Annotated in this window: 15 protein-coding genes; 11 read left to right on the top strand and 4 right to left on the bottom strand. The window is 64.6% G+C overall.

Annotated elements, in window-relative coordinates; all coding sequences use genetic code 11:
- Both B4L36_RS11060 and B4L36_RS11055 read right to left on the bottom strand, forming a co-directional pair.
- On the bottom strand, positions 1-662 hold a 662-nt coding region (locus B4L36_RS11060; RefSeq protein ID WP_292956871.1), incomplete at its 3' end, for a multicopper oxidase domain-containing protein.
- Between the two features lie 441 nt (positions 663-1,103).
- Positions 1,104-1,979 carry a DUF6692 family protein gene (locus B4L36_RS11055; protein WP_292957059.1) on the bottom strand — a complete coding sequence of 292 codons (876 nt, stop codon included), beginning with the start codon at positions 1,977-1,979 and terminating at the stop codon, positions 1,104-1,106.
- Positions 1,980-2,111: 132 nt separating this feature from the next.
- On the opposite strand from B4L36_RS11055, the gene B4L36_RS11050 reads away from it, so the two are divergent.
- Positions 2,112-2,396 carry a metal-sensitive transcriptional regulator gene (locus tag B4L36_RS11050; RefSeq protein WP_292956868.1) on the top strand — a complete coding sequence of 95 codons (285 nt, stop codon included), beginning with the start codon at positions 2,112-2,114 and terminating at the stop codon, positions 2,394-2,396.
- 327 nt (positions 2,397-2,723) lie between these two features.
- The gene (locus tag B4L36_RS11045; RefSeq protein ID WP_292956865.1) at positions 2,724-3,383 is read left to right on the top strand and encodes a L,D-transpeptidase; all 660 of its coding nucleotides are present in this window, start codon (positions 2,724-2,726) and stop codon (positions 3,381-3,383) included.
- 55 nt (positions 3,384-3,438) lie between these two features.
- On the opposite strand, the gene B4L36_RS11040 is transcribed toward B4L36_RS11045, so the two are convergent.
- A complete protein-coding gene (locus B4L36_RS11040) occupies positions 3,439-3,711 on the bottom strand; it encodes a hypothetical protein (RefSeq protein WP_292956862.1) in 273 nt (90 codons plus the stop codon).
- Positions 3,712-3,911: 200 nt separating this feature from the next.
- Here B4L36_RS11040 and B4L36_RS11035 point away from each other — a divergent pair, with 200 nt between their 5' ends.
- Positions 3,912-6,329: a heavy metal translocating P-type ATPase gene (locus B4L36_RS11035; RefSeq protein WP_414692174.1), complete on the top strand. Its 2,418-nt coding sequence runs from the start codon at positions 3,912-3,914 to the stop codon at positions 6,327-6,329.
- Positions 6,330-6,393: 64 nt separating this feature from the next.
- Positions 6,394-6,906, top strand: a complete 513-nt coding sequence (locus tag B4L36_RS11030) for a L,D-transpeptidase family protein (RefSeq protein WP_292956859.1) — start codon at positions 6,394-6,396, stop codon at positions 6,904-6,906.
- Here B4L36_RS11030 and lspA read toward each other — a convergent pair.
- A complete protein-coding gene (gene lspA, locus B4L36_RS11025) occupies positions 6,897-7,373 on the bottom strand; it encodes a signal peptidase II (RefSeq protein WP_292956856.1) in 477 nt (158 codons plus the stop codon). The two genes, B4L36_RS11030 and lspA, sit on opposite strands and share 10 nt — an antisense overlap.
- Positions 7,374-7,896: 523 nt before the next feature.
- Here lspA and B4L36_RS11020 point away from each other — a divergent pair.
- From B4L36_RS11020 to B4L36_RS10990, 7 genes are all read left to right on the top strand, one after another.
- A complete protein-coding gene (locus B4L36_RS11020; RefSeq protein ID WP_292957053.1) occupies positions 7,897-8,325 on the top strand; it encodes a MerR family transcriptional regulator in 429 nt (142 codons plus the stop codon).
- A gap of 147 nt (positions 8,326-8,472) precedes the next feature.
- Complete coding sequence (locus B4L36_RS11015; protein ID WP_292956853.1) at positions 8,473-9,963, top strand: alkaline phosphatase; 1,491 nt, start codon at positions 8,473-8,475, stop codon at positions 9,961-9,963.
- A 188-nt stretch (positions 9,964-10,151) separates the two neighbouring features.
- Positions 10,152-10,763 carry a cation transporter gene (locus B4L36_RS11010; protein WP_414692173.1) on the top strand — a complete coding sequence of 204 codons (612 nt, stop codon included), beginning with the start codon at positions 10,152-10,154 and terminating at the stop codon, positions 10,761-10,763.
- Positions 10,760-11,446 (top strand): ZIP family metal transporter, encoded by a 687-nt coding sequence (locus B4L36_RS11005; RefSeq protein ID WP_292956847.1) that lies wholly within the window; start codon positions 10,760-10,762, stop codon positions 11,444-11,446. The genes B4L36_RS11010 and B4L36_RS11005 overlap by 4 nt, the downstream gene beginning before the upstream one ends.
- A gap of 30 nt (positions 11,447-11,476) precedes the next feature.
- Positions 11,477-12,442 (top strand): cation diffusion facilitator family transporter, encoded by a 966-nt coding sequence (locus B4L36_RS11000; protein WP_292956844.1) that lies wholly within the window; start codon positions 11,477-11,479, stop codon positions 12,440-12,442.
- A 267-nt stretch (positions 12,443-12,709) separates the two neighbouring features.
- Positions 12,710-13,471: a hypothetical protein gene (locus B4L36_RS10995; protein ID WP_292956841.1), complete on the top strand. Its 762-nt coding sequence runs from the start codon at positions 12,710-12,712 to the stop codon at positions 13,469-13,471.
- A gap of 128 nt (positions 13,472-13,599) precedes the next feature.
- Positions 13,600-14,351, top strand: a 752-nt coding sequence (locus B4L36_RS10990; RefSeq protein WP_292956838.1) for a YjbH domain-containing protein, incomplete at its 3' end; no start/stop codon positions are given.

The raw sequence follows: 14,351 nt of genomic DNA, 5'->3' as shown, positions 1-14,351 counted from the left end.
TCCATGCCCTCCATGCCGGATGGATCCATGCCCGCCATGCCAGTGCCATCCTGCGACGGGCCGCGCACCATGCCGTGTTGCATCGCCGCCATGCCCGATCCGATACGGCCTGCGTCATCGCCGACCAGTCGCGCCATCAGCTCCTCGGGCGACGTGAAGGAAAAGTCGTGCAGCAGCATCACGACCTCTTGCCGGTCGGCAGCGCCATCACGAAGAATCAGCGGCGCGGCCATCAACTGCGCCTCTTGCAGACCGAAATGCGAATGCATCCAGTTGGTGCCGCCCCGCGGCAGATCGAAGGCAAAGTTCTTTGTCCCCCCGGCCGGAATCGGTTCCTGCGACAGGGTATTTCCGTCCTGTCCGAAAGGCGGCGTGAGACCGTGCCAATGAATGACCGTCGGCACCCCGGCCTCGTTGGCCAGCGCGACGTCGAAACCATCCGCGATGTCCAGGGTCAGCCCCTGCCGGCCGCGTTCGTCGGTGAGACCAAACACCGTCGCAGCCCGGCCCTGAACCTCGATCGTGCGCGTGCCTGCCGTCAGTCGCCGCGCACCCTGTGCCGCCCAGGCTTGCGCCCCGAAAGAGCCGAGGGCCGTGACAGCCGCCAATTGACCTGCCGTTGACAGGAAACGTCGGCGACTGATGCCGGGGATGAGTGCCATCTGGTGATCCGATCCTTTTGAGTGAGAGTTCAGAACGTGACGTGCGACAGGTTGGCCGGGCCGGCTGTCGGATGGTTGCGAATCCAGCCCCGGATTGGTTCGGCAGATAGGTCAGCCGAACCCGCCGGGCAAGATGATGCCGTGTCGCAGGAAAATGAAGATTTTCGGGATCCTGCCAATCTGCGCGGCCGGGCGCCCCGGGGCCCTGCAGCGCGTGACGGGACCGGCCGACATCCCGGCATACACCTCTTTGCCAGGCACAGGCCCTGGAAAGCTGTCGCGACCCGCTATCGCAGGGTTGCAGACCGGGCCGGCCATGATTTCGATCCGCGACCGACAGGCAAGGCCATGCCGTCACGCGGCAGAAAAAGAGGCCGCCTTCCCGACGGCCTCGCGGTCATCTTGCGCCATCATGTCGCAGATCGCGACGAGCTGGCATCTTCAGGCATTGCAGCCGTAAAGGCCACGATAGCCCGCTTGCAGGCCCGCATCGAGATTGATGACCAGATCCGCCTCCTGACGGCCGCTTCCAGCCTCCAGTCGGGCGCCCTCGCCGGGCGCGCTGACCCGCATGGCCATGCCCGCGGTGGTCAGGGCCGGCCCCGTCGCGACCGCGGCGGCATCCTCCGCGTCCAGGCGGATCAAGTTGCCGCTGATCTTGGTCAGGGCCGCGCCATCCTGACCGATCGCCAGGACAGGCTGGCTGGTTTCGGTGTAGGTGAAGGTGCAGGCCGCGCCGTTCGGGAATATCTGCGCGATGTCATCATTGGTCAGGAACTCCGGATCAAGGACGCTGACCTCGGCCGAGGACAGGGCCTGATCGACGCTGACGACCTGGGCCGCCGGGGGATTTTCCTGCTGGGTCGCATCGCCCGAGGCTTCGATGTCGGCGATCAGATACCGCATCTCGGCGATTTCCTTGTCCTGGGCATAGATGATCTCGTCGGCCAGCTTGCGCACGCGCGGATCCGAGATATCGGCCCGGCTCGATGTCATGATCGCGATCGAATGGTGCGGGATCATCGCGCGCATGTAGCTTGTGTCGCCCACCGTGAACTGGCTGCGCACCAGCCACAGCGAAACGCCGAAGACCACGCCCGCGCCCAGGAAAATGGCGATGTTCAGAGACTTGCTGGAATACATCGACAGCATGAAGGCCAGCATGATGACCGCCATCGTGGCCCCCATCAGCAGCGCCATGTAGGCCCGCGTTTCCGACCAGAACACATGCGAAAGCAGATAGGTGTTGAGATACATCAGACCGAACATCACCACCGTCGACGTGGCGATCATCGCGGCAAAGCGGCCGTAACCCATTCCGCCCCCGCCCCCATGGCCTTCATTGGTCTTCTTCATGACGAATTGATCCCCTTTTCGTTGCGTTATACCAATACCCACTATATGTATCCCCAAACCCCATGGTGGGGATCGGGTTCCACGATGGCGGCGATGAAACCGAACAAGCAGCGCGCGCTCGATCGTCTTGCGCGGATCGAAGGTCAGGTCCGTGGTATCGCCCGCATGGTCGAGGAGGATCGCTATTGCGTGGACATCCTGTCACAGACCGCGGCCGTTCATTCGGCGCTGATGGGGGTCGAACGGATGCTTCTGGAAAACCATGCCCGACATTGCGTCGAGGCCGCGATCGCCAGCGGCGAACCGGACGAACAACGCGCAAAGTTCAACGAGTTGATCGCGCTCTTGCAAAAGACGCAGCTTCAGGGGCGGACGTGACATGGTGTCGCAGGCTTTCGGCGCCCGATCCGCGGCAAGATCGGCGTCGCTGTCTCCCGGCGTCGGGATGAATTCGACCAGGCGACACGGACATGGCGCCTGTCCAGGACGGGACGGGGATCGGCCAGGGCGGCGGCAACAGGTCTGAAATTTTTTTCAGCTTCATGCCCGGATCACGCGAGTTTTTGTTGAACCTCTGGCCGCTGCAGGTTTTATCGGAACGGGACCAAATCGAGATTGCCGCAGGGGTATTGGACTTTTGGGCAACGATCACTTCATTGATGTCACAGGCATTGACGATATCGAACGACCAAGGAAGGGCAAAAGATGCTGACGAGACGACACTTCATCCAGACAACCACGACATTGTTCTCTGCGTCAATATCTGGCCCCCTGTTTGCCAGCACCTGGCCGGATGCCGCCCAGAAGGCCGCCTGGGACGCGGAGGTCACGCCGCCGGGCTATGATGCGGCCACGACCAATCCGTGGGGTCTGCACCCGCGCTATCTGCCCCAGCGGGTCGTGGCGAATGACGGGCTTGTCCCGGGCGATATCCATGTCGATGCGGTGGCGAAATATCTTTATCACATCGAGACCGGCGGAACCGCGATGCGCTATGGCGTGGCGATCGGGCGCGGCGACCTGTATGAACCGGGCGTCTACACGATCAAGCGCAAGGTCGAATGGCCGCACTGGACCCCGACCCAGAACATGATCGAACGCGAGCCTGAAATCTACGCGAAGTTTGAAAACGGGATGGAGCCCGGACCCGAGAACGCGCTTGGGTCGCGCGCCCTGTATCTGTATGTCGGCGACAGGGACACCATGCTGCGCATCCACGGAACGCCGTTCCCCAAAAGCATCGGCAGCCGCGCCAGTTCCGGCTGCGTGCGCATGGTCATGGTGCATATCAACGATCTCTATCCGCTGGTGGAACTCGGCTCGACCGCGTTCCTGTATTCAGCCTCGGACAGCGTGACGTCCTGAAGCCGGGGCCGGTCCCATCCCCGGATCGCCGGCCGGGGCCTATGCCCCGGCGGGGTCAGGCTCGCGGTTGCCTGCAGATGGGACGGCCATCGGCCGTCGTCAGGGGAAGAAGCGTGGTTTCGACCTGTCCGCGATGTTCGTACCAATAGCAGTTGTCCTGCGGCAGAAGGCGCGCAGAGGCGATGTCCTGTCCCGGCGCGGCAAGCGCGTAAAGTTCGGGCGGAAGGGCGTCGGGCGCGGTTTCGGCAACCTGCGTTCTGGGTGTCATGCTGGTGCAAGCGGTGCTGACCAGAACCGTCGCCAGGACAAAGTAAGGTTTTCTTTTCATCTGGGTCGTTTTCCTGCGTGATGAACCTTGTCGGTATCCTTGTTGCATTTGAACCCCTGACTCACAAGCCTGCCAGCGGTCAAGTTTGTGTCGAGTGTGAACGGACAGGAAAAATTCCGGCAAGGCCGAATTATGCCTTGAAGCTACAGTTGCTGTAGGGACTATCTTCTGCTGAACTCATCGAATCCCGAGGTCAGTTCATGCCATCCGACAATCACAAGCACGATCACGCACAGGATCACGATCACAATCATGATCAAGATCACAAGCACGATCACGCCGGCCATTCACATGCTCAGGCCCACAGCCACGATCATGGCGGCGGCGCCTGCTGCGGCAGCCAGGCGGCAAGCAGCGTCGTCCCGGCGCCGCCGCCCTCCTCCGCGGCGGGAAGAAGCTTTCAGGTTTCCGGTCTCGATTGCGTCGAGGAAGTGGCGATCCTGAACAAGGTCGTCGGCCCGAAGATCGGCGGTGCCGAGCATCTGGCCTTCGATGTCATCAATGGTCGCATGACCATTCTCGACAGCGCCGACACGATTTCGGATGACGAAGTGACCAAGCTGGTTGCAAGCACCGGGATGAGCGCGAGGCCCTGGAGTTCCGAGAACGCGGCCGAGGATCAGGCCGCGCACCTGAAGCGGCAGAAATTCTTCACCGCGCTTTCGGGCGGGTTCTGGGCTCTGGGATTCATCTGGCATGGCGTGGAATCCGGCACTGCGGGTCTGGTGCGAATCTTTTCGGACCACGGCGAGACACCGATGCCGCTGATCGAGATCGGCGCTTTTTTCCTGGCCATCGTCTTCGGCGCATGGCTGGTCGCGCCCAAGGCCTGGTCCTCGGCCCGGCGGATGTCACCGGACATGAATTTGCTGATGATCGTCGCGGTTTCCGGCGCGATCCTTCTGGGCGCCTATTTCGAGGCGGCGACGGTGGCCTTCTTCTTCTCGCTCTCTCTCTACCTGGAAAGCTGGAGCGTGGGGCGCGCGCGCAACGCGGTCTCGGCGCTTCTGGATCTTGCGCCGCCGACGGCGCGGGTGATCCGCGATGACGGGACCGAGGCCGATGTCCCTGCGGCCCAGGTGGCCGTGGGCGACCGCTTCGTGGTGCGCGGCGGCGACCGCATTCCCCTGGACGGCGAGGTGACCGAGGGCGTGGGCGCGGTCAACCAGGCACCGATCACGGGCGAAAGCGCGCTGGTGCCGAAGGAACCGGGCGAGGATGTCTATGCCGGCACCATCAATGGCGAGGGCACGCTGACGGTTCGGGCGACCAAGGCCGCCAGCGACACGGTCCTGGCCAAGATCATACGCATGGTCGGCGACGCCCATGCGCGCCGCGCACCGGTCGAGCAGTGGGTGGCCAAGTTCGCCCGCATCTACACCCCCATCGTGATGGTGCTGGCGATCCTGATCGCGGCCGTGCCGACGCTGGTCTTCGGCGGGGCCTGGGACTACTGGTTCTACAACGCGCTCGTCCTGCTGGTGATCGCATGCCCCTGCGCGCTGGTCATCTCGACCCCGGTTTCCATCGTCGCCTCGCTGACCTCTGCCGCGCGTGCCGGGGTTCTGATCAAGGGCGGCGCCTATGTCGAGGCGCCGGGCCGCACCACGGCCCTGGCGATGGACAAGACCGGAACCATTACCATGGGCGAACCCGAGGTGGCGGCGGTTCATCCGCTGGGCGGCGCCTCGGCGCGTGACCTGATGTCGGTGGCGGCGGGACTTGAAGCACGGTCCTCGCACCCGCTGGCCCGCGCCATCCTTGCCCGTGCCGAAGCCGACAGCATCGCGGTCTCTGCCGCCGATGATACGCGGACGGTGCCGGGGCGCGGCCTCGAAGGGCGGTCGGGCGGTCGTTCCGTCTGGCTCGGCTCGGATCGCTTCGCCAAGGAAAAAGGCTTCGACGGCATCATTCCCAAGGAATTGCGCGACCGGATCGAAGGCGCGGGCAGCACGCTTGTGGCTGTCGGAGACGAGGCCGGGGTCACCGGCGTCCTTGAACTGCGCGACCGCATCCGGCCGGACGCGAAGGGCATCGTCGCGCGGCTTCATGCACAGGGCGTGAAGACCATCGTCATGCTGACCGGCGACAACGAACGGACCGCGCGTGCGGTCGCGGCGGAAGTCGGCATCGACGAGGTCCGCGCCGAGCTTCTGCCCGAAGACAAGGTCACGGCCATCGAAGAACTGGTCGCCCGGCACGACATGGTCGCCATGATCGGCGACGGGGTGAACGATGCGCCGGCCATGGCACGGGCCAATTATGCCATCGCCATGGGCGCGGTCGGTTCGGACGCGGCGATCGAGACGGCGGACATCGCCCTGATGACCGACGATATCGGCCGGGTGCCGTGGCTGATCGGCCATTCGCGCCGCACCATGGGGATCATCCGCCAGAACATCGGCATCTCGCTTGCGACCAAGGCGCTTTTCGTCGGGTTGACCGTGCTTGGCATGGCCTCGATGTGGGGCGCGATCGCCGCCGATGTCGGTGTCTCGCTGGTGGTCGTCGCCAACGCGCTGAGACTGCTGAACGGGCACCGGACCGACGCCAGGCCTTCGGGCGGAAAACCCGCCGCCAGGCCGGTTTCCGACGGCGTTCTTGCCCCCGGACATTGAACCGGCGGGCCCGCCCCGCTTGCCTTGGAAGGCAACCGGAACCGAACACGAGGAGCGTCGCGTCATGACGAATTTCAAACTTCCACGACGCGCGCTTGTGGTTTCGGGACTGGTTGCCTTCCTGTCCGCCTGCGCCAGCAAGTTCCGCAGCTATAGCGGGCCCGAAGTGACGCGGCTGCGAATGTACAAGGCGCAGCGGCTGCTTTTCCTCGATGGCAAGGAGCGGGTATTGAAGACCTATCCGATCGGGCTGGGCTTCGCACCCGAGGGACACAAGCAGTTCGAGGGTGACGGGCGGACACCCGAGGGATCCTATATCATAGACCGCAGAAATCCCGAGAGCCTGTTCCACCTGTCGATCGGGATTTCCTATCCCAACGAGGCCGACATCGCCTTTGCCGAGGCGCGCGGGCGGTCTCCGGGCGGGGACATCTTCATTCATGGCGGCCCGCGTCCCGGCATCGATCCGGAGAATGTGCGCGACTGGACCGCCGGCTGCATCTCGGTCACCGATGCCCAGATCGAGGAAATCTATGCCATGGTGAAGAACGGCACGCCCATCGACATCTACGCCTGAGCCCGACCGCTCAGCCATGGCGCCGCGAACAGCAGCGCCACACCGCTGACCACGAACACGTCGGCAAGGTTGAAGGCGGGCCAATGCGCCGCGCCGATATAGACATCCAGAAAATCCGTCACAGCCCGATGGCGCAGGCGATCGACGATATTGCCGGCGGCGCCGCCGATGATCGTGCCATAGGCCAGCGCCTCGACCCGGCTGGGGGTTCGCACCATCAGAACCGCCAGCCAGACGCAGACGGCAAGCGCCACCGCGACCAGGCTCCACCACGGCGCGCCGCCGAGCAGACCGAAGGTCACGCCGTCATTGCGAAAAAAGACGAGGTTGAAGCCGGGAAAGACGGCGACGCCGGAACTGAGCGCGGCTGCCTTGGCGACGACAAGCGCCTTGGTCGCCTGATCGGCTGTCAGCGCGAAAAGCGCCGCGGCGATTCCGATCGTCAGTGATTTCTTGTTTTTTTCCATAATCTTATCCTGACCAGATGTCCAGAAACGGCCTCAGATCGAAATCGGCGGACAGACCCGTTGCCACCCTGTTCTGGCGGCTGCCGCAAAGCGATCGGTCGGCAAGGCTTCCAACCAAGCCGGGCCCGTTCGGAGAAGGGAATTCCATGATCGTGTTTGTCCCAGATTGCCCGTTCAGCCTTTCGAAAACCCCGTGAAGACCTTCGCCGGTCGATGGTTCCGGACCCGAAGGACATCACCAGCCTGACGGCCCTCTAGCCGACCGGCGCCCTTTGAACCATAGGGCATTTCCGGACCGGCGAGGCCGGGCGCGCCAGGGTGCCCGCGAATGCCCGGCGCCGCGACCGGACGCCCGACAGCATGGCCGCGGCCCGATTCCCGGCTCGACTTGTCGCATAAAGCCTCTGGTGGCTGGAGGTTCAAGCACGGCTGCTGCGACAACACGTCACGCGCGCCCGCTAGCCGGCACTTGCAAATCCGTCGCTCGAAACCTACAACTACTTTACCTTTTACGGAGGCGATGATGCTGACGATCGGCAGTCTGGCGAAAAAGACCGGCACCAAGGTGCAGACCATCCGGTATTACGAACAGATCGGGCTGATGCCGGAACCGGGCCGGACCGGGGGCGGGCAGCGGCGCTATGGCGATGCCGAACTCGACCGCCTGTCCTTCATCCGCCACTCGCGGCAGCTCGGCTTTCCGCTGGACGTGATCCGCGAGCTGCTGGATCTCAGCGACCATCCCGACAAATCCTGCGACGAGGCGGATGCGATCGCGCGCCGTCAGCTGAAACAGGTCGAACAGCGCCTTGCGCGCCTGAAGGCGCTTCGCACCGAACTGAAGCGGATGGTTCACGAATGCAGCGGCGGGCGCACCGCCGACTGCCGGGTGCTTGAGGTGCTGCGCGACCACACCGAATGTCTCACCCAGCACGACCAGATGGGCGCCTGACAGGCCCGCTGCCGGTCAGCGCCGGGCCCGGATTCGAACGCTGATCCTCCTGATGCACCCCCATTCATGGCAGTCATCTGCGAATGGTCACGAAGATGTCGCACTGCCCGACTAGAACACGGGCGAACAACATCGATGGAGACCGAGATGCGTGGATCGATATGGGCAGTCGCGTCAATCCTTGGCGCCAGCGTCGCAAATGCGCAGAACCTGCCGCAGGCGTCGTCGCCCTGGTATCAGCAGGCCCAGGAGGCGCTGCAAGAACGGCTTGCCAACCAGCCCAACACCAAGCGTGCGAAAAACGTCATCCTGTTCGTGGCCGACGGCAACGGTGTCGGCACGAACTATGCCTCGCGGCTCTTTGCCGGTCAGCAGCAGGGCGGGCTGGGCGACGATTATGTCCAGCCGTTCGAGGCTTTTCCCAATGTCGCCCTGATCAAGACCTATTCGACAAACGGGCAGACCCCGGATTCCGCCCCCACGGCAAGCGCGATGAACAGCGGCATCAAGACGAAAAACGATCTGATCAACGTCACTGAAAACGTCGCCGTCAGCGACTGCGCGGCCGGACTTGAGAACGGCGTCCGCACCTTTGCCGAAATCGCCGCCGAACAAGGCAAGTCCGTTGGCGTCGTCTCGACGGCGCGCATCACCCATGCCACGCCGGCGGCGGTCTATGCGCGCACCGCCAACCGCGACTGGGAAGACAATTCCGACATTCCCGAAGGCTGCGCCCAGCCCGATATCGCGGTTCAGCTTCTTGACCAGATGAAGAACGGCGTCGTCGATGTCGCCATGGGCGGCGGTCGCAGGCATTTCCTTCCCCAGGACGCAACCGATGCCGAGGGTCAGCCGGGCCGCCGCACCGACGGGCGCGATCTTGTCCAGGAGGCGCGGGACGCCGGCGCCCAGGTGGTGTTCGCAAGCGACGATTTCGCCGCGCTCCAGGCCAGCGGCAATGCGCCGATCCTCGGGCTGTTCGAATCCAGCCACATGCAATACGAGGCCGATCGCAGCGGCGAGCCCTCGCTTGCCGAAATGACCGCGACCACGATCAACGCGCTGTCCGCGAACGACCAGGGCTTTTACATGATGGTCGAGGCCGGCCGGGTCGATCACGCCAACCACGGCGGCAATCTCTATCGCACGGTGACGGACGGCAAGGCCTTCGCCGATGCGGTCGCCAGCGCCATCGAACTGACAAATCCCGAAGACACGCTCATCATCGTCACCGCCGACCACGAACACGCCATCGCCTTCAACGGCTATTGCGGCCGCGGCTCCTCGATCACCGGCCTTTGCAGGCAGATCGACGAGGCCGGCACCGAGGCGCTGGCCGAACCGGCACTGGGCGATGATGGCAAGCCCTATACCGTCGCCGGATATCTCAATGGTCCGGGCTCGGTCATGCAGGAACAGGCCGACGGCACCTGGTCAGGATCCCGGCCCGAGGTTTCGGCGGACGAGGCCGAGGGACGCGACTACATGCAGCAGGCGCTGCTGCCGACAAGTTCCGAAACCCATTCCGGCGAAGACGTGGCGCTGTTCGCGCGCGGTCCCTGGGCGCATCTGTTCGGCGGCGTGATGGAGCAGAACGAGATCTTTTCGGTGATGAACTACGCGATCAAAGGACAGTAGCCGCGGCGGTCGCGCAAGCGCGTCAAACCGGACGACTTCGACGGCGGCGCCCCGAAAACGGGCGCCGCCTTCCCTTCGGCCGGGCGCATCCGGCTGTGCGGCAGGACCGGCGAACCACGCGCCAAGCCGGAACCCGTTCCGGGCCCGTAGCGTTCCCCGAACCATAACGTCGCATGGGGACAGGAAAATTGGCCGAGACGATCGACGAAAAGAACGAACAGCAGCGCCGTGTGTTGTGGATCGTTCTGCTGCTCAACCTCGCCATCGCAATCGGATTCTTCGTCACCGGCGCGATCGGGGATTCTAGCGGTCTTATCGCCAACGGGCTGGACAACACCTCCGACACGGTCGTCTACGCCATCAGCCTGTTCGCGGTGTCACGCGCCGGCAAATGGAAGCGGGCGGCCGCCAACGTTTCGGGCGGAATGCTGCTGCTGTTCGCGGTCGGCGTCCTCGTCGATGCCGTCCGGCGCTATTACGCCGGGTCCGAACCGCTGGGCGGGCTGATGATCGCGATGTCGGTGATTGCGGCCGTGGTCAACGTGATCTGTGTCTGGCTTTTATCACGGCTGAAGGAACCCGACGTCAATGTGCGGGCCGCGAACACCTTCAGCTGGAACGATTTTGCCGCAAATGGCGGCATCCTTCTTGCCGGAGGACTGGTCTGGTGGCTGGGTGACAACTGGCCCGATCTGGCCGTCGGCGTCGGCATCGCCGGGGTGTTCCTGTGGGGCGGCGTGAAGATCCTGCGCGATGCCCATGGCGAGCATCACAAGGCAGTGCATGGAGACGAAGGATGAACGCCGCCTGGGCCTATACCCTGATTCCCGCCGCCGTCACGCTGCTGGCGGCGGTCATCGCGGTCAACCTGCGGCCCGGGGCGGTCCTTGTCAGCGCCATCCAGCACTTTGCCGCAGGCGTGGTCTTTGCCGCCGCCGCCGGTGAAATCATGCCGGATATCGCCCATAGCGGGTCTCCGTTCGTGACGATCATCGGTGGATTCGCGGGCATCGCGGTCATGCTGGGGATCCGTCAGCTGGAACGGGTCATCAAGGGGCCGGCCGGTTTCCTGACACTGGTCGGGGTGGATCTTCTGATCGACGGGCTGGTTCTGGGGATCGCCTTCGCGGCAGGCGGGCAGGCCGGAATATTGCTGACGATCGCATTGAGCGTCGAGATTCTGTTCCTGGGGCTGGCCATTGTCACGGAATTGTCAAAGACGACGCAATCGCGGATCAGGATCATCCTGACCGTCGTGGCCCTGCTGGTGTTTCTGCCCTTGGGCGCGCTGGTCGCGACACCGATTGCCGGGTTTCCGGACCAGTATATTACTGCCTTTCTCAGCTTCGGCCTGATCGCGCTGCTTTACCTCGTGACCGAGGAATTGCTGGCCGAGGCCCATGAAATACCCGACCGGCCCTGGGTCGCGGCGATGTTCTTCGTCGGCTTCCTGCTGCTGCTGGCGCTTGAGGAAGTGATGTGATGAACCGTCCCGCCAGAAGATGGATCCATCATGCCGCATGATCACGCCCACCCGCATATCGACCCCGATTCAGGCGATCGTCGGGTATCGATCGCGATCTGGGCCAATGGGATCCTGACCGTCGCGCAGATCGTCGGCGGCATTCTTTCGGGCAGTCTCGCGCTGATTGCAGACGCGCTGCACAATTTCTCGGACATGGCGTCGCTGGTGATCGCATTCGCGGCCCGCAAGATCGCCCGCCGGCCGGCCGATGCCAGCATGACCTTCGGCTATGGCCGGATCGAGATCGTGGCGGCCCTGATCAATTACACGACGCTGATCCTGATCGGATTCTACCTCATCTACGAAGGCGGGATGCGGATGATCGACCCCCCGCAGGTGCAGGGCTGGACGGTCGTCATCCTGGGGGGCATCGCGCTGGTGATCGACACCCTGACGGCGATGCTGACCTATTCGATGATGAAGGGCAGCGTGAACATCCGCGCGCTTTTCCTGCACAACCTTTCGGACGCGGCAGCTTCGGTCGCGGTCGTCGTCGGCGGCACGCTGATCATCCTCTACGACATGCGGTGGGTCGATCCGGCCATCACCATCGGCATCGCGCTTTATATCCTCTATCTGGCCTTCACCGAAATCGGCGGCCCGGCACGGACGCTGATGCTGGGCAGCCCGCCCGACATCGACAACGAGGCGGTCGTCAGGGCGATGCGCGACGTCGACGGCGTTGCGGACCTGCATCACGTCCATCTGTGGCAGATGCAGGAACACGAGGTCGCGCTGGACTGCCACGTCGTCCTGACCGCCCAGGGATGGGACGAAAGCGAAGGCATCAAGTCCGCGATCAAGGACCGGCTGAGACAGGATTTCGGCATCACCCATTCCAGTCTGGAGTTCGAGCACGAGGACCGCGCCCACGATGACGCCGATCTCTACGGACACCACAATGCTGACGACAAGGGCAAGCCCCATGGTCACGGAAACGCCGACAGCGCATGAGGCGCATCATCGGCGTGACCTGCGAAGCCTAGACACGATGGCTCAACACCGTGAGGGTCCGCAGCCTGTCCGCATCAAGCCGTTCGGCCGGTCCGGTCCGGGGCCGAGTTTGCGCCCGGCCACCACCGGCGGCAGCCCGCCGCCATGATGCGGCAATGGGTCGCGGCGCTTGCTCCGGCGACGTGGCATTGCTAACGCTTGGGCAGCAGTGATCCAACAAACTGAAAAGGCCGCCCGATGTTTTCGCGTCTCGCTTTCATCGCATCCATGACCCTGACGCTGGCCGCCTGCGAGGGCACCGGCCTGCCCGGCTCGGGCAGTCAGCAGGAACCCGCGGCCCAGGGTCACAAGGGGCCGCCCGATGTCTCGCCGCTGGAGGCGCCGATCGAGACGGGCGGTGGCAAGACACCGGTCGCGACCGTCAACCCCGAGACCTACAACACCGCCGCCTTCAGCGCCCGCGGAAACGAGCCGTTCTGGGCCGTGGATGCAGCGGGCTCGACCGCGATCTACCGGACGCCCGACAACCAGAAGGGCCGCGCCGTGCGGGTGAACCGGATCGCCTTCGCCGAAGGCGTGGAGTATATCGGCGTGCTGGGCGGACGGCCCTTCGTGCTGACGGTACGCGGCGATGATTGTCGTGACGACATGTCCGGCCAGCGTTTCCCGATGACCGCGGCCCTTACCGTCTCGGGCCGCACCAACCGCGGCTGCGCGGGGCCCGCATCGGCCGAGGTCGCCCAGGCCGTCGCGGCCGTCAAGGCCCCGGCCCCGGCGGCGCCGAAAGCCGCCCGTGCCGCGGCCCCCAAACCGGCTTCGACCAAGCCTGCACCCAGGCCCGCCGCCGCCTCAGCAACTCCGGCCGCAAGCGAAGGCACGGGCGAGATGCCGCCCGCGCCGGACGCCTCGGCCGGATCAGAGGCGGGCGGCGGCACCGGCAGCAGCGGCGTTCCCGCCCCCGCGCTGCGGCTTCCCTCGACGCCGCCCAGCGTTTCGGGCGACGCATCGACCGACACCCCGACCCGGTGAGTGACCTGCGACGGCCCGCGACCTGCGACCCGGAAGCCGCACCCGGTCCGCGATCTGCCGCTGGCGGGATGCAATCGAGCCGCGGCATCGTTATGATCGCCCGAATCCGAATGGGAGGAGCTGACCCGATGCGCCGATCTCCGCTTGTCCGCCGCCTTCTGGTGACGACGCTGCCTGTCGCGATGGTGCTGGGATCGGTCAGTTCGACTGCCGTGGCCGAACCGCTGCTGGGCCGCACCTTGTCCACCTATGGCCTGCCCGGCGGCATCGACACGCCAACCGCCGAGGTGATGCCGGACGGCTCGCTCAGCGCCGCCATCTCGTGGTCGGATTTCGGACGGCGCGCCAATGTCGGCTTTCAGGTCCTGCCCGGCCTGACCACGGTTCTGCGCTATTCCCGGGTGAACGGGGTCAGCGACTACCGAAACGAGGACTTCATCTCGGACCGGTCGCTGGATATGCGCTATCAGATTCTGGGCGAACAGGGATGGCGCCCCGCCGTCGCCGTGGGACTTCAGGATTTTCTGGGCACCGGCGTCTATTCGGGCGAATACATCGTCGCCACCAAAAGCGTGACGCCGAAGGTTCGCGTTTCGGCCGGCCTTGGCTGGGGGACGCTGGCGGGAAAGCCGCGCCTTTTCGACGACAGCGGCCAGGGCGGCACACTGAACGCCGATGAATGGTTCTCGGGCGGGGCGAAACCCTTCGGCTCGGTCAGCTGGCAGGTCAATGACCGCCTGTCGCTGGTGGCGGAATATTCCAACGACACCTATATCGCCCGTCGCGGCAACGGCGTGGTCTATCAGCAGGGCAACAAGGATCCCGGCAGCAAGCTGAACCTTGGCGCCTATTACCGCTGGGGCGAGGCCTATCAGGCCGG

The sequence above is a fragment of the Paracoccus sp. UBA889 genome (genome assembly GCA_002294185.1).
GTDB lineage: Bacteria > Pseudomonadota > Alphaproteobacteria > Rhodobacterales > Rhodobacteraceae > Paracoccus.
This window is presented reverse-complemented; position numbering and strand designations above follow the sequence as displayed.